The sequence below is a fragment of the Streptomyces sp. NPDC002144 genome (assembly GCF_053593695.1).
Map to the genome: position 1 here is coordinate 1 of NZ_JBSFDB010000024.1, position 22,156 is coordinate 22,156.

The window sequence follows — 22,156 nt, forward strand, 5'->3', positions numbered from 1 at the left end:
CCACCGGTACTGGTCCCGGGGCGGTCGGCCAGGAGCAGCGCGAGCCTGCGGGCCGCCGCGGGCGGCAGCGGGGGGCGAGGGTCCTCGGGGGCGGGCGCGGGACGCTCGGCCGCCGCGGCGGGGCGCAGGCCGGCCCGCCGTCGTACGGTCTCCAGGGCCGCCGCGTCCAGCAGGGCGACCGGTGCCTCGCGGCCCGCGGTGCCGCCGGGCGGTGTACGGCGCTCCGTCCCGAGCAGGGCGGCCGTGACGAGCTCCTCCCAGACGCCCGGAGCGGGCGCATCCACAGGTGTGGACGTCCTGTTCATGCGGTTCCTTTCCCTGGGGTGCCCGGGAGTGGTTGAAGGCTCAGTCGGTTGCGGGTTTCCTGTGGGACGGGATGTATCCATGGAAGAGATGAGGAAGCGGTCGGCGGGTTTCTCCGCGGACGCCACCCGGGCGGGCCGTGCGCGGTGGTCGTGGCCGCCGCTCAGCACAGCCGGACCGCCTCGCCCTCGCCCTCGCCCTCCGGCCAGGCCGTCAGCGGGGTGAAGCCCCGGTGACCGCACTCGCCGAAGACCTTGACGGGGGCGCCCCCCGAAAGGGCGACCAGACGCCAGAGGCCGGGCCGGGACCGGGCACTCGGGGTCAGGGGCAGTGCCGTGTCGCCGTCGGCGTCCGCGAGCTGCCAGGAGTCGCCGGCCGGGGTCGGTATGACGCGGTTCAGCGTGACGGGGACGGAGTCCAGCCACGGGTCGCCACGCAGGGCCGTGCCGTAGTGGGCGGCGGCCTCGGCCGTCGTCATGCCCGGCGGCCGTAGCGGTGTCGGTGCCGGTGGTGCGAACTGCTCGCCCAGGGAGGCCCTTGGCTGGCCGCTCGGGTATGCGGACACCTCCGCGTCCAGGGCCAGGCCCACCGGCAGCGCCAGTTCGGGAGCGCGGCCAGCCGCTCCGTAGGACAGGATCAGCGCCGTGCGCTGCGAGTCGGCGCCGTGGAGCCAGATGCGGCGGGTCGTCAGACGGGCGTCCGCCGTGTCGTACTGGGCCAGGACCAGCCAGTGGTCCCGCAGCGGCGGGCCGTCCGCCGTGCCGGGAAGGCCGATGCGGGAGCGGACCGTCGCCGCCAGGCCGTCCGGCAACCGCTCGCGCCGCAGCCAGCCCTGGTCGAGGAGGTGCAGCAGCGCGCACTCCTCCAGCAGACGCACGGGCCAGCCCGGTCCGGACCCCGGGATCGCCCCCAACTCGCGCACCCGCGCCGCCAGTCCGGGTGCCTGGGCGTCGACCATGCGGGCCGCCGTCTCCTCCCACTGCCCGTACCCCGCCCCTTCCGCGCCGGCCAGGCCGCCGCGCAGCAGGTCCGCCAGGCGCTGCTCCAGCTCCGTCGCGCCCGCGGTGACCCGCTCGGCCCGTCGCTCCGCCCGGCGCCGGGCCGCCTCCGGATCAGCGGAGGCCGAAGCGGCACCGGAGGCGTCCGCCGCCCGTTTCTCCTCCGTCCGCTTCCTTCTCCCCTCAATCCACTGCGCCGCCCACTCCGGCGGACTGCCCGCCGGCACCGCGGCGTCCTCGCCCGCCCAGAGCAGCAGCAGGCCGAGCGCGTGCTTGCACGGGAACTTGCGGCTCGGACAACTGCACTTGTACGCGGGCCCCGTCGCGTCCGCGATGTCGACGACCGTCTGATACGGCTTGCTGCCACTGCCCTTGCACAGCCCCCACACCGTCCCCTCGTCACAGCTCCCCGCCTCGGACCACGGCCCCGCCGTGCCGAGTTTGCTTCCCGCTTTGCGTGACGCGGCGTCAGGCGCCAGTGCCAGCACCTGCTCCGCGCTCCAGCGCACCCCCTGATGAGTCATGTCTCCGACGGTAGATCCCGCCACTGACAATCGGCCCCGCGAGGGCGTTTGCGCAGGTCACATCGCATTGTCAGTGGCGTGGTGCACGGTGGGTGACAGATCCGAACCGGCCGAGCTGGAGGGGGCCTCAGCCATGTCTGTGTCCGTGGAACCGACGACTGTCGAAGCAGCCGAAGTACAGGTGGAGGACCCGGCCGAGGCGTTGCGGCCGCACGCCGAGGACGCCTTCGCCGGTGAACTCGCCGCGCTGGCGGCGCAGGACGACCGGCCGCGCCCGGCCCGCTGGAAGCTGTCGCCGTGGGCGGTGGCCACGTATCTGCTCGGCGGCACGCTGCCGGACGGCACTGTGATCACACCGAAGTACGTGGGCCCGCGCCGCATCGTCGAGGTCGCCGTCACCACCCTCGCCACCGACCGCGCCCTGCTCCTGCTGGGCGTGCCCGGCACCGCCAAGACCTGGGTGTCCGAGCATCTGGCCGCGGCGGTCAGCGGCGACTCCACCCTGCTCGTGCAGGGCACCGCGGGCACGCCGGAGGAGGCGATCCGGTACGGCTGGAACTACGCGCAGTTGCTCGCCCACGGCCCGAGCCGGGACGCCCTGGTGCCGAGCCCCGTCATGCGGGCCATGGCGGAGGGGATGACGGCGCGGGTCGAGGAGCTGACCCGTATCCCGGCGGACGTCCAGGACACGCTGATCACGATCCTCTCCGAGAAGACGCTGCCGATACCGGAGCTGGGGCAGGAGGTCCAGGCGGTCCGCGGCTTCAACCTGATCGCCACCGCCAACGACCGCGACCGCGGGGTCAACGACCTCTCCAGCGCCCTGCGCCGCCGCTTCAACACGGTGGTGCTGCCGCTGCCGGAGACCGTCGAGGCCGAGGTCGACATCGTCTCCCGGCGCGTCGACCAGATCGGCCGTTCCCTGGAGCTGCCGGCCGTGCCCGACGGCGTCGACGAGATCCGCCGGGTCGTGACGGTCTTCCGTGAACTGCGTGACGGGGTCACCGCCGACGGGCGGACGAAGATCAAGTCGCCCAGCGGCACGCTGTCGACGGCCGAGGCGATCTCCGTCGTCACCAACGGGCTCGCCCTGGCCGCCCACTTCGGGGACGGCGTGCTGCGGGCCGGTGACGTCGCCGCCGGCATCCTCGGCGCCGTCGTCCGCGACCCTGCGGCCGACCGGGTGATCTGGCAGGAGTACCTGGAGGCGGTCGTCCGCGAGCGTGACGGCTGGACGGACTTCTACCGGGCCTGCCGGGAGGTGAGCGCGTGACGGGTCAGGGGGACGGCCGGCCGTTGCTGCTCGGGGTGCGGCATCACGGGCCCGGATCGGCGCGGGCGGTGTGCGCGGCGCTGGACGCGGCCCGGCCGGACGTCGTGCTGATCGAGGGGCCGCCCGAGGCCGACGCCCTCATCCCGCTGGCCGCCGAGGAGGACATGCGGCCGCCGGTCGCACTCCTCGCCCACGCCGTGGACGAGCCCGGCCGCTCGGCCTTCTGGCCGCTCGCCGAGTTCTCCCCGGAGTGGGTGGCGATCCGCTGGGCCCTGGCCCACGAGGTCCCGGCCCGCTTCATCGACCTGCCGGCGACCCACACGCTGGCGTGGGGGCAGGACGGGACCGAGGGGCCGACGGAGCGGAAAGCCGACGGGGACGGAGGAGAGGGAGCGGAGGGCTCCGAAGTCGACGTCCGGATCGACCCGTTGGCCGTGCTCGCGGACGCTGCCGGATATGACGACCCCGAGCGGTGGTGGGAGGACGTCGTCGAGCACCGGGGAGTGGGCGAGAGGGACGCGTTCGCGCCGTTCGCCGTGCTCGAAGAGGCGATGGGGGCGCTGCGGGAGACGTACGGCGTCGGCGGGCGCGACCGGGACCTCGTGCGCGAGGCCCATATGCGGCTCCAGCTGCGGGCGGCCGAGCGGGAGTTCGGCGACGGGGTGGCCGTGGTGTGCGGGGCCTGCCATGTGCCCGCGCTGCGGGAGAGGACGACCGTCGCGGCCGACCGGGCGCTGCTGAAGGGCCTGCCGAAGGTCAAGACGGACATGACTTGGGTGCCGTGGACGCACCGGCGGCTGTCCCGGGTCAGCGGATACGGCGCGGGCATCGAGTCGCCGGGCTGGTACGGGCATCTGTTCGGCGCCCAGGACCGGCCGATCGAGCGGTGGATGACCAAGGTGGCCGGACTGCTCCGGGAGGAGGACCGGCTCGTCTCCTCCGCGCATGTCATCGAGGCGGTACGACTGGCCGAGACGCTCGCGGCGATGCGGGGACGCCCCTTGCCGGGGCTCGGTGAGACGACCGACGCCGTGCGCGCGGTGATGTGCGAGGGCTCGGACGTGCCGCTGGGGCTGGTGCACGACCGGCTGGTCGTCGGGGACGTCCTGGGGGAGGTGCCGCGGACGGCGCCGGCGGTGCCGTTGCAGCGGGACCTCGACCGGACCCAGCGGCGGCTGCGGCTCAAACCCGAGGCGCTGGAGCGGGAGTTGGAGCTCGACCTGCGCAAGGAGACCGACGCCGGGCGCAGCAGGCTGCTGCACCGGCTGCGGCTGCTGGGCATCGGCTGGGGCGAGCCGGCCGCCTCCCGGGGGAGCACGGGGACCTTCCGGGAGACCTGGCGGCTGCGCTGGGAGCCGGAGCTGTCGGTGCGGGTGGCGGAGGCCGGGGTGTGGGGGACGACCGTGCTCGGCGCCGCGACCGCCAAGGCGGAGGCGGACGCGCTGGCCGCGCAGGGGCTCGCCGACGTCACCGGGCTCGCCGAGCACTGTCTGCTGGCCGAACTGCCGCAGGCGCTCCCCGTGGTGATGCGGGTCCTCGCCGACCGGGCCGCCCTCGACGCGGATGTCGGCCATCTCGCCCAGGCCCTGCCCGCCCTGGTCCGCTCCCTGCGGTACGGCGACGTACGGGGCACCGACACCCGCGCCCTGGCCGAGGTCGCGGCGGGCCTGGCCGAGCGAGTTTTCGTGGGCCTCCCTCCCGCGTGCGCATCCCTCGACCAGGACGGGGCCGAGGAGATGCGCCGGCATGTGGACGCCGTGCACGGGGCGGTGGGGCTCCTGGCGGACGTACCCGCCCTGCCCCACCCGTCGACGGAACCAGAGGTGGAAGCGCCCGCCCTGATACGTCCATCCGCGGAACCCGTGGGGGAGGGGCAGGCGCAGACGGGGACCGTTGTGGACGACGCGGGTGGGCATCGTGGTCTGCGCGGGCGTTGGCGGGCCGTGCTGCGGGTGCTGGGGCTGCGGGACACCGTGCCGGGGGTCGTGCGGGGGCGGGCCGTGCGGTTGCTGCTGGACGAGGGGGCGCTCGAGCAGGACGAGGCGGCACGGCTCATGGGGCTCGTGCTGTCGCCGGGGACGGCGCCCGGGGACGCGGCCGCGTGGATCGAGGGCTTCGTCGGCGGCGGCTCGGGCGGCGGGATGCTGCTCGTGCACGACGAGCGGCTGCTGGGTCTGGTCGACGCCTGGCTGACCGGGGTGCCGGCGGAGGCCTTCACGGACGTACTGCCACTGCTCAGGCGGACGTTCTCCGCGTACGAACCGGGAGTCCGGCGCACCCTCGGCGAGCTGGTCCGCCGGGGACCCGGGCGGCAGGGGAGCACCAGGGCGGCCGGGTCCGGCATACCGGGCTTCGGCCCGGAGCCGGACGCGGAACGCGCCGACGCCGTGGTGCCGGTGGTGCGGCTGCTGCTGGGGCTGGACGGGACGCGACAGGACGTGGCGGGGCGGGACGTGGACAACGGCCTTGTGGGGGTGGCGGGATGACGCACGACGGACCGAGGGAAACGGACGGGGGAGTAATGGTGATGGATGCCGTCGAGCGCGGGTGCCGAGAGGGGCGGCGGCTCAGCAGGCCTTCCGCCCGAGGTGGCCCGGCGGGCGTCGCGGTGGCCGACCGTCCGACCGCCGCCGTCGTGGTCGTCCCGCTCTGGGACCGCCCGCACGCGGGGGTGTCCCGATGACCGTGGAGGCGACGGACCCGGCGCAGGAGCGGTTGCGGCGCTGGCGGTTGGTGCTCGGGGGCGAGGCGGCCGATGGCACCGGATGTGTGCTGGCGGGTCAGGACGCGGCGATGGACGGGGCGTTGACCGCGCTGTACGGGAAGGGGGACCGGCAGGGGCAGGCGGGGCGGGACCGTTCGGCGGGGCTCGGGGCGTCGGCGCCCTCGGTGGCGCGGTGGCTGGGGGACATCCGGACGTACTTCCCGTCCTCCGTCGTCCAGGTGATGCAGCGCGACGCCATCGACCGGCTCGGGCTGTCCACGCTGCTGCTGGAGCCGGAGATGCTGGAGGCGGTGGAGGCGGACGTGCACCTCGTCGGCACGCTGCTGTCCCTCAACAAGGCCATGCCGGAGACGACGAAGGAGACGGCGCGGGCGGTCGTGCGCAAGGTCGTCGAGGATCTGGAGAAGCGGCTCGCGACCCGCACCAGGGCCACGCTCAGCGGCGCCCTCGACCGCAGCGCCCGGATCAACCGGCCGCGCCACCACGACATCGACTGGAACCGCACCATCGCGGCCAATCTCAAGCACTACCTCCCCGAGTACCGCACGATCGTGCCCGAGCGGCTCATCGGATACGGGCGGGCGTCGCAGTCGGTGAAGAAGGAGGTCGTCCTCTGCATCGACCAGTCCGGCTCGATGGCGGCGTCGGTGGTCTACGCGTCGGTGTTCGGGGCGGTGCTCGCGTCCATGCGGTCGATCGACACACGGCTCGTCGTCTTCGACACGGCCGTCGTCGACCTCACCGACCAACTCGACGACCCGGTGGACGTCCTGTTCGGCACCCAGCTCGGCGGCGGTACGGACATCAACCGGGCGCTCGCCTACTGCCAGTCGCAGATCACCCGGCCCGCCGAGACGGTCGTCGTGCTGATCAGCGACCTGTACGAGGGCGGGATACGCGACGAGATGCTCAAGCGGGTCGCCGCGATGAAGGCGTCCGGGGTGCAGTTCGTGGCGCTGCTCGCGCTGTCGGACGAAGGGGCGCCGGCGTACGACAGGGAGCACGCGGCCGCGCTCGCCGCGCTGGGAGCACCGGCGTTCGCCTGCACGCCTGATCTCTTCCCCGAGGTGATGGCGGCCGCGATCGAGAAGCGGCCCCTGCCGATACCGGAGGCGGGGTGACAGGGGGCCGGGCGTCGGGGTGTTCGCTGACGATTTGTCGACCAGTCGTCGCCCGACCCGGAGCAGCAAAAGGGACATGACTACCCATCGGTAACGGAGGGCTTGCGCAACCTCCGGAGGGGCGTGCAAGGATCGACGCCTTCTCGACCGAGACCGTTCCGCAGCACGGGAGGATCGACCCCCTCTTGACCCGGCCAGCAGCCCTGCCCGGTGCCGCTCTGCGTGTGATGCGCACGGCGGTTGCCCGGCGTGCGCTGCAAGTGGCGCTGCTGGCGGGCGGGTTGATCGCACTCGGGTTCCTCTGCGGGGAGCGGGCGCACGCGGCGGAGGGGGTACCGGTGACGTCCGCACGGACGGCCGGGCCGCTCGCTGCGGTGAATGGCGTGCGGGCGGATGGACTGCGGACGGGCGGCTTGCGAGCGGATGGCTTGCGGGCGGATGGACTGCGGTTGGGCGGCGTCGGGGCGGTGGCGGGGCGCGCGGTCGGCCGGATCGTCCAGGCACCGGCGGCGTTCGTCGACGACCGGCCGGTGGTCCCTGGGCCGCCCCCGGCCCCCCGGGCCGAATCCCCGGCCCCGCCTCAGCCGGAGACTCCGGCCAAGCCCTGGCCGCCGACGGCCCCCGGGCAACCATCCTCACCGTCCCCGAGGCCCACGCACCCGGCCGACCCGAAGCCGTCACGCCCAAACCCGAACCCGGACCCGCAGCCGACCGGAGCCACCCCCGATGCCCGGTCGGGCCGCCCGGCACCATTGCCCCCGGCCGCTCCCCTCACGCTCCCGGGCGCCGGTGACCAGATCCTCGGGTCCGCCGTCGACGGCCTCGTGCAGGGTGTCGGCGGGCACGTCCTGCAGCCGGTCGGTGGACTCGTCGTGGCGGTGACCGACGCACTCGGCGACGTGACCGCGCAGATACCGCCGCTGTCGTCGTTGCCGGCGCTGCCGGTCGTCCCGGCCCAGCCCGGCGCACCGTCGTTGCCCGGTCTGCCCGGCCTGCCCTCGCTCCCCTCGGTGCCCGGACTTCCGGCCGGCCCGGGGCAGACGCTGCCGGCGCCGGTTCCGCAGCCGGGTGACGGCGTGGGACGGTCGGCGTCGGGCGCGGGTTCCGCCGACGGCCGTTCCGGAGTGGCGGTGCGCGGGACGACGTACGGGCCGAAACCGGGCCTGGACACCGGTGCGGCGCATGCCTCGGGCCATGGCGGCGGACAGCGGAGCGACGTCACCGGGTACGTCCCGGTGCACCAGGCTCCGGGCGGTGACCCGACCGGTGAGCTGAGCGGCCGTAACGCCGTCGACAGCGGCACCTCGCGGCACGGCGACGCGTACGCCGTCGCGCTCGACCAGCGGGCGCCGCTGCGGCTTCTGGCCGGCGCCGCGGCCCGCGCCGACGTGGACTCCACCCGGGACAGCCACCGGGACGTTCCGGTTTCCCCAGCCTAGGAACCCCGGGGCGGAACAGGTCGATCGCCCGTCCGGATCTCCGAAATCTCCGGACGGGGCCCGCCGACCCTTCGGCCCGCCGGTCCCACTCGGCGCCGTACGCCCCCCTCGACCACAGACCGGTCACTCACTGCCGCCCTGTGCGCGCTCGCGCCCCCGGCATCCGAAGCATCAGCCCCGGCGTCGCGGGACGCCCCGGCATACGACCGGCCTACCACCGGCGTCGTAAGACGCCCCCCTCCGGCGCGTGAGCAGCGCGTCGGGTCGCTGACTCCGTGAGGTGCGGGACACGGACGGCCGAAATCCGTCGGTCCGTCCGGTCGTGGCCGCGCGGAACGGGGCGGGTGGTTCCCATTGGGGTGGGAACCACCCGCCCCAGCCCCCAGGGGGTGGCCCATTCGTGCCCCCGCGGGGCTGTTCAGTGGGCCTCACCGGGTCAACCCCAGCCCGGTGAGGCCCTTCCCCAGCCCTTCCCCGGCCCCTCCCCGTGGCCTTCGCGCGCTCCCCCTCCGCCCTCACGCCCGGCACCCCGTGCCACAGATACCGGCATCATGTGACAGGTATCACCGCTCAGGTGTGACCCTCGATTTAGGGCACCCCCGCAAGCGGAGATAACCTGCGAGACGGACATGCCGCGCGCTCGGACACCGTGTGCGCTTCCCCTGTGACCCATGCGGACGTCACGTTGCCCTTCGCGGCACGCCCACGCATCCAACGAACCGCGAGATCACTGATAGGGACGGAAGCGCGTGGACCTGTTCGAGTACCAGGCGAGGGACCTCTTCGCCAAGCACGATGTACCGGTGCTGGCCGGTGAAGTCATCGACACGCCTGAGGCGGCGCGCGAGATCACCGAGCGTCTGGGCGGCAAGTCCGTCGTCAAGGCGCAGGTGAAGGTCGGTGGTCGCGGCAAGGCCGGTGGCGTCAAGCTGGCCGCCTCCGCGGACGAGGCCGTCGCCCGTGCGACGGACATCCTCGGCATGGACATCAAGGGCCACACGGTCCACAAGGTGATGATCGCCGAGACCGCGCCCGAGATCGTCGAGGAGTACTACGTCTCCTTCCTCCTCGACCGCGCCAACCGCACCTTCCTCTCCATCGCCTCCGTCGAGGGCGGCATGGAGATCGAGGAGGTGGCGGCCACCCGTCCGGAGGCCGTCGCGCAGACCCCGATCAACCCCATTGACGGGGTGGACGAGGCCAAGGCGCGCGAGATCGTCGCGGCCGCCAAGTTCCCGGCCGAGGTCGCCGACAAGGTCGCGAACGTCCTGGTCAAGCTGTGGGACACCTTCATCAAGGAGGACGCCCTCCTGGTCGAGGTCAACCCGCTGGCCAAGGTCGCCTCCGGTGATGTGATCGCCCTCGACGGCAAGGTGTCGCTCGACGACAACGCCGAGTTCCGTCACCCCGACTTCGAGGAGCTCCACGACAAGGCCGCGGCCAACCCGCTCGAGGCCGCCGCCAAGGAGAAGAACCTCAACTACGTCAAGCTCGACGGCGAGGTCGGCATCATCGGCAACGGCGCCGGTCTCGTGATGAGCACCCTGGACGTCGTCGCCTACGCCGGTGAGAAGCACGGTGGCGTCAAGCCCGCCAACTTCCTGGACATCGGCGGTGGCGCCTCCGCCCAGGTCATGGCGAACGGCCTGGAGATCATCCTCGGCGACCCGGACGTCAAGTCCGTCTTCGTCAACGTCTTCGGTGGCATCACCGCCTGCGACGAGGTCGCCAACGGCATCGTGCAGGCCCTCAAGCTCCTCGAGGAGCGCGGCGAGGACGTCACCAAGCCGCTGGTCGTCCGTCTCGACGGCAACAACGCCGAGCTGGGCCGACAGATCCTCACCGACGCCGCGCACCCGCTGGTGCAGCGCGTCGACACCATGGACGGCGCGGCCGACAAGGCCGCCGAGCTGGCCCACGCCGCCAAGTAAGCACTCAGGACGAGGACACAACACACCATGGCTATCTGGCTCGACAAGGACAGCAAGGTCATCGTCCAGGGCATGACCGGTGCCACGGGCATGAAGCACACCAAGCTCATGCTGGGCGACGGCACCAACGTCGTGGGCGGCGTGAACCCGCGCAAGGCGGGCACCACCGTGGACTTCGAGGGCACCGAGGTACCGGTCTTCGGCACCGTCAAGGAGGCCATCGAGGCCACCGGCGCCAACGTCTCGGTCATCTTCGTCCCGGAGAAGTTCACCAAGTCCGCGGTGGACGAGGCGATCGACGCCGAGATCCCGCTGGCCGTCGTCATCACCGAGGGCATCGCCGTGCACGACACGGCCGCCTTCTGGGCGTACGCCGGCAAGAAGGGCAACAAGACCCGCATCATCGGCCCGAACTGCCCCGGCATCATCACCCCGGGCCAGTCGAACGTCGGCATCATCCCGGGCGACATCACCAAGCCGGGCCGCATCGGCCTGGTCTCGAAGTCCGGCACGCTGACGTACCAGATGATGTACGAGCTGCGTGACATCGGCTTCTCCACCGCCGTCGGCATCGGTGGCGACCCGATCATCGGCACCACGCACATCGACGCGCTGGCCGCCTTCCAGGACGACCCCGACACCGACCTGATCGTGATGATCGGTGAGATCGGCGGCGACGCCGAGGAGCGGGCCGCGGCCTTCATCAAGGAGAACGTGACCAAGCCGGTCGTCGGCTACGTCGCGGGCTTCACCGCGCCCGAGGGCAAGACGATGGGCCACGCCGGCGCCATCGTCTCCGGTTCCTCCGGTACGGCGCAGGCGAAGAAGGAGGCTCTCGAGGCCGCGGGCGTCAAGGTCGGCAAGACCCCGACCGAGACCGCGAAGCTGGCCCGGGAGATCCTCAGCGCCTGAGGTTCCTCCGGCACGACCGATGGGCCCGTTCCCAGGATGGGGGCGGGCCCATCGGCCTGCCTGCCACCGGGTTGCTCACCGGGCCGGTTCCCTCACCGGGCCGGTTCCCTCACCGGGCCGGTTCCCTCGCCGGGCCGGTTGCCTCACCGGCCCAGCGGTACGAGCCTGTCCCGCCCCGGCACCATCTCCGCGCGCAGCTTCTTGCGCAGGTCGGCCTCCTCCTCCGACAGCGGCCCCTGTGCCACCCGGGGCGGAAGCCCCCGCACCTGCATGCCGGGCGGTACCGGTGGCTCGTAGTGCGTCGGAGCCGTCCGCACGGTGAACGTCGTCGTGCCGATCAGGGCGACCGTGCACGCGATGGCGGCCCGGGTCCACAAGCGCGTCCTGCGCTCGCCCCCGATCCGCACCCGCGTCGGCTTGGCCGCGCGCAGCCGTTCCGTGGAGGCGAGCCGCGCGAGGCGGTGGTGGAGTTCGGTCGGGTCCACGAGGTCCGGGACGTGCGCGGCGACGGCCTCGCGGGCGTGCAGCAGACGGCCCACGGCCGCCGGTGTGCTGGCCTCCGTCTCCGCCGCGGTCTCCGGGAGACCGAGCCCCACACCGTCGCACAGCACGAGCGTGCGGCGGTACGGCGGTGGGAGCTCGAGGAGCGCGGACAGCAGCGCGCGGTCGGGGGCGTCCGCCGGTGGGGGCTCGGGGTGGCGGTAGCGGGGGCGGAAGCGGTGCCAGGGGGAGAGCGCGCAGTCGTACGCCGCCGCGCGCACCCAGCCTCCCGGGTCCCGGTCGCGGGCCACCTCCGGCCAGCGCTGCCAGGCGAGTTGGAAGGCCCGCTCCACCGACTCACGGGCGAGTTCGCGCCGGCCGGTGAGCAGGTAGGTCTGCCGTACGAGGGCCGGGCCGCAGAACGCGTACAGCGCGTCGAAGGCCTGAGCGGGCGTCAGGGGCGCTGTCTGTTCCGGTTCCTGAGGCTGCGTCACTGGTCGCCCCTTCGTACGAAAAAGTACATAAACATATATTGAGCGACACAGCGGAGGTTCGCCTGTTACGACGGGAAAGCGCGTGTCGTTGGGAGCATGACGGTCGTGACCCAGCTGACCGCTCGCCGCATGTCGTTGTCGTCCCTGCTCATCCGTCTGCGCGACCGATCGCCCGGGCTGGGCGCCAGCCTTCTGGGTGGCGCGGTCGCCGCCGGGCTGGGGCTCGGGGTGTTCGCGGTGCTCGTGATCATGCTGTGGATCAGTTCGCCGTATCCCGACAGCGGGCCCGGGGGCGCGCTGCACGTGGCGGCGGCGCTGTGGCTGCTCGCGCACGGCGTGGAACTGGTCCGGACCGACACGCTCTCCGGCGCCCCTGCGCCCGTCGGTGTGACGCCGTTGCTGCTGCTCGCCCTGCCGGTGTGGCTGGTGCACCGCGCGGCCCGGGACGCGGTGGAGGGGGAGCAGACGGAAGGGCCGGTGCCGCTGCTTCTGGGCCGGACGGCATGGACGGGCGTCGTCCTCGGCTACCTCGGCGTCGGAGCGGCGGCGGCCCTGTACGCGTCCGGGGGCGATCTGCGGCCGTCGTGGACGTGGACGGGGATCTGCTTGCCGCTCGTCGTGGCGGGGGCGGCGGGGGCCGGGGTCTGGACTGCCTACGGCCGTCCCCGGGAGCCCGTTGACGGGGTGCTGTTGCTGTTGCCCGCGGGAGTACGTCGGCTGGTGTTCGGGGCGCGGGCGCGTGAGCGGTGGGGTGGCGCGGCGCGGGCCGCGGCGGCCGGGGTGATGGTCCTCGTCGGGGGCGGGGCGCTGCTGGTGGGAGCCTCGCTGCTGTGGCACGGCGAGGCGACGCGCGCGTCCTTTCTGCACGTGACGGAGGGCTGGTCGGGGCGGTTCGCGGTACTGCTGCTGTGCCTGACCCTGCTGCCCAACGCGGCCGTGTGGGGCGCCTCGTACGCCCTCGGCCCGGGGTTCGTGCTGAGCGTCGGGCATGCGGTGACCCCGCTGTCCTCGGCACCGGCACGGCTGCTCCCGCCGTTTCCGCTGCTGGCCGCCGTGCCGGGGGCGGGGCAGGGGGGATGGGCCGACTGGGCGACGGGGGTGGTGCCGGTGGTGGCCGGGCTGGTCGTGGGGTGGTTCGTGGGTGCGGCGGCTGCCCCGCGGGGGGCGGCGGGCGGGGGAGACGGCGCCGAGGCCTGGTCCGGCGGCAGGACCGCCGGTACGGCCGTGCTGGCCACGGTGCTCTGTGCGGCGGGCGTCGCCGTGCTCACCGCGCTGGCGGGCGGACGGCTCGGAGTCGCGGCGCTGGCGCGGTTCGGGCCGGTGTGGTGGGAGACGGGGGGCGCGGCGCTGGCATGGATCCTGGCGGTGGCCGTACCGGTGGCGCTCGGGGTGCGGGGCTGGCGGCGCGGGGGTGGTGGGCGGGAGGAGAGCGGAGGGGAGGAGAGCGGGCGGGAGGGGAGCCGACGGGAGGTCGCTGAGCCGAGGAACGCCGAGTCGAAGATCACTGGGCCGAGGATCACTGAACCGTGGCGCGCCGGGACAAGGGTGGCCGCGCCGAGATCGGAGACGGACGAAGCCGAGGGCCGGCGGGGGGCCTTGGCCGCCTTCGGGGCGTGGCTCAGCTTCCAGAAGGCGGCTCCTGGTGCGGTGCCGGAGGGTGGCGGGGCGTACGACGGGGACGAGTTCTACGGCGTCGTACGCGACCAGGCCGACACGGCGTTCGACCTCCTGCCCACCGACCCCCGGCCGGAACCCCCGCTCGCTCCACGGGAGGACGACGCCTCACGGGAGGCACGATGGACGGCGCTCAAAGAGGCCGGCGACGAGTCGCAGGCACCGGAAACGGAGTGAACCGCCGACCTACCGCGATGGCAGCCGGCAGTCGTGCCGCAGTCACCGGACGTGCAGTGCCCCGCCGGCATCCTTCAGCCGCCGGACGCGCGTGTACCCCCGGCGAGCAGCCGCCGGACGGGCAGGAAGCCTCCGCCATTCCGCAGGCGCCGGACGCACGACGGACCGCCTACGTGCCCCAGCCCCCGCCCCCCAGTGACCGCCCCGACCGCCGGGCCGCTCGAAGGAGAAGCCAACCCCCTTCCCGCCGCTGTCCGCCGCGTCAGCTGTTCGTGCCCAGCAATCCCCGTAGTTCCTTGGGGAGATGGTCCGTGCAGGCCTGCTTCGCCTCGTTCGTGAGGGCGTCGTTCGTGCAGGTGTAGTAGTCGCGGTAGACCAGCTGGGCCGTGAAGGCCGCGGCGACCAGGGTGATCGCCAGGGAGGCGGTGACCAGGCCCGTCACCGCCGCCGTCATCTGGGGGCGGCCCTGGTCGGCGGGGGAGGTGCCGGGGTTCTCGCGGGGCTTGCTGCGCAGTGCGCTGATGCCCCAGTACAGGGCGAGCGCGCCCAGCAGCAGGGCCACGTACGGCCAGCTGAAGAGGGCGAAGAAGAAGGCCCACATGCCGCACAGCAGGGCGTACCGCGCGCGGCGCTGGGCGGGGTCGGTCGGGTCCCAGCGCATGCCCTGGTCGGGGGTGTTGCCGCCGGGACCCTCCGGGCCGGGGGCGCCGGGGCGCTCGCCGAAGCCGCCGGAGGAGCGGCCCGGCTGACGGTCGCTCCACTGGCTGCCCCACGGGGAGTGGGAGTTCTCGTCGCCCTGGGAGTCGTCGCCGCCGGCCGGCCGGCGCGGCTGCCAGGGGCGGTCGGGGGTGCCCTCCGGTGGCGGGGCGAACGGGTTGTCCTCCTGGCGGTCGCCGTCCCGGTCGCCGCCCTGTCCGCCCTCCGACGGCGCGTCCGGCGGCGAGGACGGCCGCTCCCGCAGCAGCACGGCGTCCCGCTCCCCTCCCTGTGCCGGGAGCGGGGAGAGCGTAAGGAGGCGCAGACTGCGGTCCGACATCAAGAGAGCGTCTTCCCCTTGGTGACTTCGTGAACTGGGCGAACCCAGCGAACTGGGCGATTTCGGCTGGTCCTGCAGGAGGCTTCACCCCATGAACGCGCCGCACGGCGAGCGCGTTCCCGGCAGGCTCCTCCCAGACGCTACCTTCCGGCCACGCCCCCGTCCCGTGGGGGCCGCCGCATGTGCCGGTATCGTTGCTGACGGTCGGCCGCTTCGTAGACTTCCCCGTATCCCGGGGCGCGAAGCATTCGTACGAATGTACAAAGCCCGTGCTCGTCCAGCGTGCGAACCGGCCGCGCGAAGAACGCACCCGACGTACCCCCGAGAAAGGGCCCCATCGTGGCCGCCAAGCCCGTGGTCAAGCGCCTCGTCGTGCTGGTCTCCGGATCCGGCACCAATCTCCAGGCGCTCCTCGACGAGATCGCGGCCACCGGTGTCGATGCCTACGGTGCCGAGATCGTGGCCGTCGGCGCGGACCGCGAGGGCATCGAGGGGCTCGCGCGGGCCGAGCGCGCCGGACTGCCCACCTTCGTGCGCAAGGTGAAGGACTACGGCACGCGCGAGGAGTGGGACGCCGCCCTCGCCGAGGCCGTCGCCGCCCATGAACCCGACCTCGTGGTCTCCGCCGGGTTCATGAAGATCGTGGGCAAGGAGTTCCTCGCACGCTTCGGCGGGCGGTTCGTCAACACCCACCCGGCCCTGCTGCCCAGTTTCCCGGGAGCCCACGGTGTGCGCGACGCGCTCGCGTACGGCGCCAGGGTCACCGGATGCACCGTCCACTTCGTCGACGACGGCGTCGACACCGGACCGATCATCGCTCAGGGCGTGGTGGAGGTCCGGGACGAGGACGACGAGAGCGCTCTGCACGAGCGCATCAAGGAAGTCGAGCGAAGGCTGCTCGTCGATGTCGTGGGGCGGCTCGCCCGCAACGGCTATCGCATTGAGGGACGAAAGGTAGTTATCCAGTGACCGCCACCGCCGAGACCAACAAGCGGCCGATCCGCCGGGCGCTCGTCAGCGTCTACGACAAGACGGGCCTCGAAGACCTCGCGCGCGGCCTGCACGAGGCGGGCGTCGAGCTCGTCTCCACCGGGTCCACCGCCGGCCGTATCGCCGCCGCGGGCGTCCCCGTCACCAAGGTCGAGGAGCTGACCGGCTTCCCCGAGTGCCTCGACGGCCGCGTCAAGACCCTGCACCCCCGGGTGCACGCGGGCATCCTGGCCGACCTGCGGCTGGAGAGCCACCGCGAGCAGCTGGCGGAGCTGGGTGTCGAGCCCTTCGACCTGGTCGTCGTCAACCTCTACCCCTTCCGCGAGACCGTCGCCTCCGGCGCCACCCCGGACGAGTGCGTCGAGCAGATCGACATCGGCGGCCCGTCGATGGTCCGTGCCGCCGCCAAGAACCACCCCTCCGTCGCGGTCGTCACCAGCCCGGCTCGTTACGCCGACGTCCTGTCCGCGGTCCGCGAGGGCGGCTTCGACCTCAACACCCGCAAGCGTCTGGCCGCGGAGGCCTTCCAGCACACGGCCGCGTACGACGTGGCGGTGGCCAGCTGGTTCGCGTCGTCCTACGCCCCCGTCGACGACTCCCAGTTCCCCGACTTCCTCGGCGGCACCTGGGAGCGCGCGCACACCCTGCGCTACGGCGAGAACCCGCACCAGCCGGCCGCGCTGTACGTCTCCGGCACCGGCGGTCTCGCGCAGGCCGAGCAGCTGCACGGCAAGGAGATGTCGTACAACAACTACACCGACACGGACGCCGCGCGCCGTGCCGCGTACGACCACGACGAGCCCTGCGTCGCGATCATCAAGCACGCCAACCCCTGTGGCATCGCGATCGGTTCGGACGTGGCCGAGGCGCACCGCAAGGCGCACGCCTGCGACCCGCTGTCGGCGTTCGGCGGGGTCATCGCCGTCAACCGCCCGGTGTCGAAGGAGATGGCCGAGCAGGTCGCCGAGATCTTCACCGAGGTCATCGTCGCGCCGGACTACGAGGAGGGGGCCCTCGAAGCCCTCGCCAAGAAGAAGAACATCCGGGTCCTGAAGGCCGCGGGCGCGCCCTCGAACCCCGTCGAGCTGAAGCCGGTCGACGGCGGCGCGCTCCTCCAGGTGACGGACCGCCTCCAGGCGGACGGCGACGACCCCGCCAACTGGACGCTGGCCACCGGCGAGGCACTGTCCCCTGCGGAACTCGCCGAACTGGCCTTCGCCTGGAAGGCCTGCCGCGCCGTCAAGTCCAACGCCATCCTGCTCGCCAAGGACGGCGCCTCGGTCGGCGTCGGCATGGGCCAGGTCAACCGCGTCGACTCCGCGAAGCTGGCGGTCGAGCGGGCCGGCGAGGAGCGTGCCCGCGGCTCCTACGCCGCCTCCGACGCGTTCTTCCCCTTCCCCGACGGCCTGGAGATCCTCACCGCGGCCGGCGTCAAGGCCGTGGTCCAGCCCGGCGGTTCGGTCCGCGACGAACTGGTCGTGGAGGCCGCGAAGAAGGCGGGCGTGACGATGTACTTCACGGGAACGCGACACTTCTTCCACTGACCCCGGCCTGCCCGGAACTGACGGCGCCCCCGCACCTGTTGAGCGGTGCGGGGGCGCCGTGTGCGCAGTGCCTCGGCTCAGAGCTTGGACAGGTCGAACAGTTCGCTGATGGTGCTGTAGCCGTCCGTGGTGAGATTGACGTGGTCACCGGCGTCGAAGTCCGCAGGCGCCGCGGCGCTGCTCAACTTCAACGGCTGCGGATCCACGTCACTGGTCGGGTCCACGGGCACCCCGACCGCCGACTCGGCGTCCACGTTGCTCACCGTGGGCGCACTGAAGTCGGACTGGTCAGTGATCCAGGTATTGGTGTCGATGCGGTTCTGGTCGATGTCCGCCGTGCAGGCGCTGTAGCCGTTGCAGGGGGTGAGCGTCGTGAAGACGACCTTGATACCCCAGCCTCTGAGTTGGTCCCGCAGCAGTGTGAGCGCGCTGTCGACGTCGACGTCGTCGTGTCCGGCGACTATGTCTTCCAGGCCTTGGGTGACGATGACGGTGCGGATGCCGGGGACGGAGAGCACGTCGCGGTCCAGGCGAGTGAGGGCCGCGCGGCCGCCGGCACCTGCGCCCTGGTCAACCCCTAGATAGTTGTTCTCGATGCCGGATGCCACTACTCCATAGACGGGGATGCCGTTCGTGTTGGCACGCAGTCTTGCGGAGAGGTCGTTACTGAAGCGCGGAGTGTTGTAACCGGCAGTGATTCCAGTCGTGTCGGTGTTGATCAGGCCGTCACCGAGCACGGCGACGGCCGGGCGTTTGTCGGCCGCGATGACATCGACCCCGGTGAGGATGTCGCTGAAGCGTCCCCACACCGTCCCGGTGCCGGTGAAGGCCGCGTCGGTGGCATCGGCGGTGTGGTCGCCACTGCCCACTGCGCTGACGTAGCCCAGCGTGTCCCGTGCCGCCCAGGGGTGCATCACCAGGTAGGTCACCTTGTTGACCAGATGGACGCTCGTCAACAGGGAGTCCCCGGCATTGACTCGGATCGTGATCGGGTCGCTGTACAGCTCGCCGCCCTCCGGGATGATCACCGATTTACTGCCGCCGAAGGTCACGTCCGAGGGTGTTTGCTGTGGCACCGCGCCCTGGCTCTGCTTCGCGACCGTGATGTGGTCGATGGTGAGCGGATCGGTGCCCAGGGCGTTGGAGAACCGCAGTCGTACCGTGTCGCCGGAGACACTCGCCGCTGTGGCCATCCGAATGGTCTGATTGCTGAAGGCTCCCATGCTGGAGAACTGGAAGCGCTCTTCCGTCGGCGCACTCCACGCGCCGGTCCAGCTCTTGTCCGCGGACACCGTGGTGGTGTCACGGACGGACATACCGATGATGTGCAGTCCGGGCACGTATTTGCGGGCCGCGTTCGCCACGTCGGGAAGCGTCACCGAATCGACGGTGACACCGGCCCTCAACGGGACGGCGAAGGCGTAGATGTTGATGTTGCGGGGATCCTTCGCGCTGGTGGTGTTGCGGTAGGGAAGGGTGACTGCCGCCAGGGTGTCCGAACCGTAGAGCCAGTCGGGCATGGTGAGGTAGTAGCGGTCTGTGCTGCCGTCGCCGTACGCGATGGACCCGGTCGGTGTGATGCAGTCCTCGTAAGTACCGTTGCCAAGAGCGCAATTGGTGGCCGAGGTGTTGGTGTCGTCAGGTACGACGGGGCTGCTGAAGTCCTTGGCCTGGTGCTGGGACGCGACAGAGCCATAGGTGGAGAAGCCGAGGAAGACGAGGGCCTGGCCGCCGGCGCTGTTCATTTTGATGGTCTGGTTGGCGGCCAAGACGTTGTCGCCGCTGGAGGAGCCCCAGTTGGGCAGGGTGAAGGTCGCACCGTCCACGGTGACCTTGGCTCCGGGTTGCCAGCCCGCAGCCTTGAGCGCTTGGAGGGAGAGCGAGGCACCAACCCCGTCGGCGTCCGCGGTGGTGCGGTTGCTGTCGTCGGTGGTCGCGGTGTTGTTGAAGGCTTTCTGCAGACTCTCGTACGGCGTGGTCGTGGCGTGCCCGAGCGCGGTGAACTCGTACTGCTGCTGGGAGGAGACGTTGCCGCCCGAGTCCACGGCGTAGACGTACAGGGTGTGCGTTCCGGGTGCCACCGGAGTGACCTTGATCGTCGCAGCGTTGTTGGTGGCCGCCTTGGTCTGTGAAGCCGGAGTGTTGGAGGTTGGCGGCGCGGCGTCCAGGCCGTAGAGGAACTTGGCGGCGTTGTTGCCGTTACTGCCCGGGTTCACGGAGACGTTGAAGGAGCCCTCGGTTCCTGCGGCGGTGAGGCCCGCGGAGTCCTCCGGGTACAGGTTGTCCGCCGACTTGACGGTCGGCTGGGCCGGACTGTGCAGGTCGACGGTGAAGTGGCAGGTAGCCGATGTCGCGGAGGTGTCCTCGCCGTCGCTTGAGGAGACCTTCCAACTGACCACGCTGCCGTCGGCCAACCCGGTCATGAATGACGAGGACAGCTGTTTGGGCGCGTTGGCACCGCTGGCCACGGTGGCGCTGGTGGTCGTGGTCACCGTCCCGCTGCCGACCCAGTACGAGTATGTGGCTGCGAGCGCGTCCTTGTCGGTGTCACTGACAGTGGCATTCAGAGTTGGTGGGGTGGTGGCCAGAGTCTTGCCGACGATGGGGTAGGGAGTGCTGGTACCGCAGCCGAGCGACGTAGAACCGGCCTTGGTGGCAAGAGTGCCCGGCTTGTTGGGCACATGGTTGTACTCGATCGACATCGACGGGTTGTTGTCGAACCGCTTGAAGTAGTTGCCGTCACCGCTGCCGCTCTGGCTGTTGACGAGAGCGAAGGTCCAGCTCTTCCAGTGGGCGGCGGCTCCCTTGGCGATCGTGGAGGTCACCGAGAAGCCACCGGACGGCTCACTGCTGCAGGCTGGGCCGAAGCTCTTGGTCGCCAGCTTGCCGGTCAGGGACGGCTTGGCGTTCCAGGTGGTGGAGGAACTGATCGCGCCGGACCAGTAGAGGTAGACGTCGGAGGAGAGGCTGCAGCTCGCGGAGTAGTTCTCTTTGGCGTCCACCGTGGCCGACACGATGTGTGCGCCGTAGATGCTTGAGGGGACCCCGAGCTGGAAGTAGGAGCGCTCGCCGCCGATGCAGCCGGACCAGCTGTTGTAGCCGACCCCGGGGTCGCCGTACTGGGTGGAGTCGTAGTTCTTCGCGGCCGGGCAGCCCTGCTGGGTCTCGACGTAGTGCTGCTTGCCGCCGGAGGCGTAGTGCGGGTTCCAGGTCGGGTCGATGAACACCGGGAACCTGGTGTGTGGGCTGGTCAGTAGTCCGGTGTCGGGGATGAGGGACAGAGTCCGACCGCTCAAGCGACCTCGGACGCGGGCTACTTGAGCCTTGGGGGCAGGACCTGCCTCGGGAGCGGTGTGGGTGGCGCCGATGCCGCTGGAGTCCCACATCGCCGGCTGCGGGGCGCTGAAGAGGACGTTCCCGTCCGGAGCAGTGGCGGAAAGGTTGCCGTGTCCGTCGTCGGTGACGGTCACGCCCCTGGTCGCCGTGGTGAGGGACAGGCGGGCGAGGGCGGGGTCGGCTGCGGCTTGGGCCGTCTTGACCACGAGCACCTGGGACCAGCCGCCCTGGGTGTCCGCGGTGACCCGGAGGTCGACGCCGGGCAGCACGGCCGGGTAGGTCAGGCTCGCTCCGAAGACGTGCGGGGTCGGCAGACGGTGGGGCCAGGAGAGGGCGAGAGACGCCTTGCCCTTGCTCATCGTGGCCAACGGTGTGCTGCCGCCGCCTGAGAAGACGAGAGACTCGGCTGCGGCCTTGGGGCTCCATGTGCCGTCGGAGTTCCGCGCGAGGGTGGCGTCCACCGGGACCCAGCGGTGGGCTTTGCGCACCCGGACCGGGAGCAGGCTGGAGTGGTAGGTGACGGTGCCCGACGGGTTGGCCGTGGTGGTGGCGGTCTCGGTCGTCAGGGCGCCGACCTGGACCGCTTCGCCGCTCGACTTGGCTCGCTTCTGCGCAGTGGCCAGCGCGGACTGCTGCGCTGCCGTCGGGTCGCCGTCGTCGGACGGGCGCAGCGAACCGGTCGGCTCCGGCGGCTTCGTGTCGTCCCTCGGCGCGGGAGTGAGGTCCGGCGGCTGATCGGAAGTGACATCCGCGACCGAGTCGGCCGCGGAGTCCGCGGCGTCCGCCTGCGCGGTGAGTGGCGTCAGGCAGAGTGCGCCGACGGCGGTGACTATCAGGAACCGGCTGGGTATTCGCGGTTTTCTTTTGAACAGAACACCGCGGGAACGCCTGCGGAAACGGCCGGACATCTGCCCCCCCATTTTGAGTCCGAGCGGAAAATACCGATGGGCGCGAGGGAGGCTACCGGGATTAGTGCGATGGAACAACTGCCTATGGAAATTACCTTTACCGCCCGGTGTGTTGGATGAGGTCGTTGTTGAGTGGTTGGCCCAACTCGTAGGCAAGTTTGGGTATTTGGCATCGATTTTTTGTCGAACACGGAGGACTGGATTGCGATTTCTATACCTTTTGAACATGTGAAGGGCCTGTGAGCGGCGTCAGAAATCTGTTCCAATAACACCTCGGCAGCCGTGCTGGAA

Annotated in this window: 14 protein-coding genes; 9 read left to right on the forward strand and 5 right to left on the reverse strand. The window is 71.7% G+C overall.

All coding sequences use genetic code 11. The features are described 5' to 3' along the window. Both ACWCQ1_RS31070 and ACWCQ1_RS31075 read right to left on the reverse strand, forming a co-directional pair. Positions 1 to 305: DUF5691 domain-containing protein (locus ACWCQ1_RS31070; protein WP_451027860.1), on the reverse strand; the 305-nt coding region annotated here is incomplete at its 3' end. Between the two features lie 161 nt (positions 306 to 466). Next, positions 467 to 1,825, reverse strand: coding sequence for an SWIM zinc finger family protein (locus ACWCQ1_RS31075; RefSeq protein WP_451027861.1), 1,359 nt, complete (start codon positions 1,823 to 1,825; stop codon positions 467 to 469). Between the two features lie 133 nt (positions 1,826 to 1,958). Here ACWCQ1_RS31075 and ACWCQ1_RS31080 point away from each other — a divergent pair, with 133 nt between their 5' ends. From ACWCQ1_RS31080 to sucD, 6 genes are all read left to right on the forward strand, one after another. Beyond that, positions 1,959 to 3,098 (forward strand): ATP-binding protein, encoded by a 1,140-nt coding sequence (locus ACWCQ1_RS31080; RefSeq protein WP_358593257.1) that lies wholly within the window; start codon positions 1,959 to 1,961, stop codon positions 3,096 to 3,098. Further along, positions 3,095 to 5,584: a DUF5682 family protein gene (locus ACWCQ1_RS31085; RefSeq protein ID WP_451027862.1), complete on the forward strand. Its 2,490-nt coding sequence runs from the start codon at positions 3,095 to 3,097 to the stop codon at positions 5,582 to 5,584. The genes ACWCQ1_RS31080 and ACWCQ1_RS31085 overlap by 4 nt, the downstream gene beginning before the upstream one ends. Before the next feature lie 193 nt (positions 5,585 to 5,777). Next, positions 5,778 to 6,944, forward strand: coding sequence for a VWA domain-containing protein (locus ACWCQ1_RS31090; protein WP_133043190.1), 1,167 nt, complete (start codon positions 5,778 to 5,780; stop codon positions 6,942 to 6,944). A gap of 752 nt (positions 6,945 to 7,696) precedes the next feature. After that, positions 7,697 to 8,383: a hypothetical protein gene (locus ACWCQ1_RS31095; RefSeq protein WP_358593259.1), complete on the forward strand. Its 687-nt coding sequence runs from the start codon at positions 7,697 to 7,699 to the stop codon at positions 8,381 to 8,383. Positions 8,384 to 9,132: 749 nt separating this feature from the next. Next, a complete protein-coding gene (gene sucC, locus ACWCQ1_RS31100) occupies positions 9,133 to 10,314 on the forward strand; it encodes an ADP-forming succinate--CoA ligase subunit beta (protein WP_133043188.1) in 1,182 nt (393 codons plus the stop codon). Between the two features lie 27 nt (positions 10,315 to 10,341). Beyond that, the gene (gene sucD, locus ACWCQ1_RS31105; protein ID WP_133043187.1) at positions 10,342 to 11,226 is read left to right on the forward strand and encodes a succinate--CoA ligase subunit alpha; all 885 of its coding nucleotides are present in this window, start codon (positions 10,342 to 10,344) and stop codon (positions 11,224 to 11,226) included. A gap of 143 nt (positions 11,227 to 11,369) precedes the next feature. Here the strand turns inward: sucD and ACWCQ1_RS31110 are convergent, their stop codons facing one another. Next, positions 11,370 to 12,473 carry an RNA polymerase subunit sigma-70 gene (locus ACWCQ1_RS31110; protein WP_451027914.1) on the reverse strand — a complete coding sequence of 368 codons (1,104 nt, stop codon included), beginning with the start codon at positions 12,471 to 12,473 and terminating at the stop codon, positions 11,370 to 11,372. Between ACWCQ1_RS31110 and ACWCQ1_RS31115 the strand changes: the two genes are divergently transcribed. Next, the gene (locus ACWCQ1_RS31115; RefSeq protein ID WP_451027915.1) at positions 12,357 to 14,051 is read left to right on the forward strand and encodes a cell division protein PerM; all 1,695 of its coding nucleotides are present in this window, start codon (positions 12,357 to 12,359) and stop codon (positions 14,049 to 14,051) included. The two genes, ACWCQ1_RS31110 and ACWCQ1_RS31115, sit on opposite strands and share 117 nt — an antisense overlap. 262 nt (positions 14,052 to 14,313) lie before the next feature. On the opposite strand, the gene ACWCQ1_RS31120 is transcribed toward ACWCQ1_RS31115, so the two are convergent. After that, a complete protein-coding gene (locus tag ACWCQ1_RS31120; protein ID WP_358593261.1) occupies positions 14,314 to 15,087 on the reverse strand; it encodes a hypothetical protein in 774 nt (257 codons plus the stop codon). 339 nt (positions 15,088 to 15,426) lie between these two features. On the opposite strand from ACWCQ1_RS31120, the gene purN reads away from it, so the two are divergent. After that, a complete protein-coding gene (gene purN, locus ACWCQ1_RS31125; RefSeq protein WP_133043184.1) occupies positions 15,427 to 16,056 on the forward strand; it encodes a phosphoribosylglycinamide formyltransferase in 630 nt (209 codons plus the stop codon). After that, positions 16,053 to 17,621 carry a bifunctional phosphoribosylaminoimidazolecarboxamide formyltransferase/IMP cyclohydrolase gene (gene purH, locus ACWCQ1_RS31130; protein ID WP_133043183.1) on the forward strand — a complete coding sequence of 523 codons (1,569 nt, stop codon included), beginning with the start codon at positions 16,053 to 16,055 and terminating at the stop codon, positions 17,619 to 17,621. Before purN ends, purH begins: the two co-directional genes overlap by 4 nt. Before the next feature lie 77 nt (positions 17,622 to 17,698). Here the strand turns inward: purH and ACWCQ1_RS31135 are convergent, their stop codons facing one another. Beyond that, positions 17,699 to 21,865 carry a hypothetical protein gene (locus tag ACWCQ1_RS31135; protein ID WP_451027863.1) on the reverse strand — a complete coding sequence of 1,389 codons (4,167 nt, stop codon included), beginning with the start codon at positions 21,863 to 21,865 and terminating at the stop codon, positions 17,699 to 17,701. Positions 21,866 to 22,156: the final 291 nt, after the last annotated feature.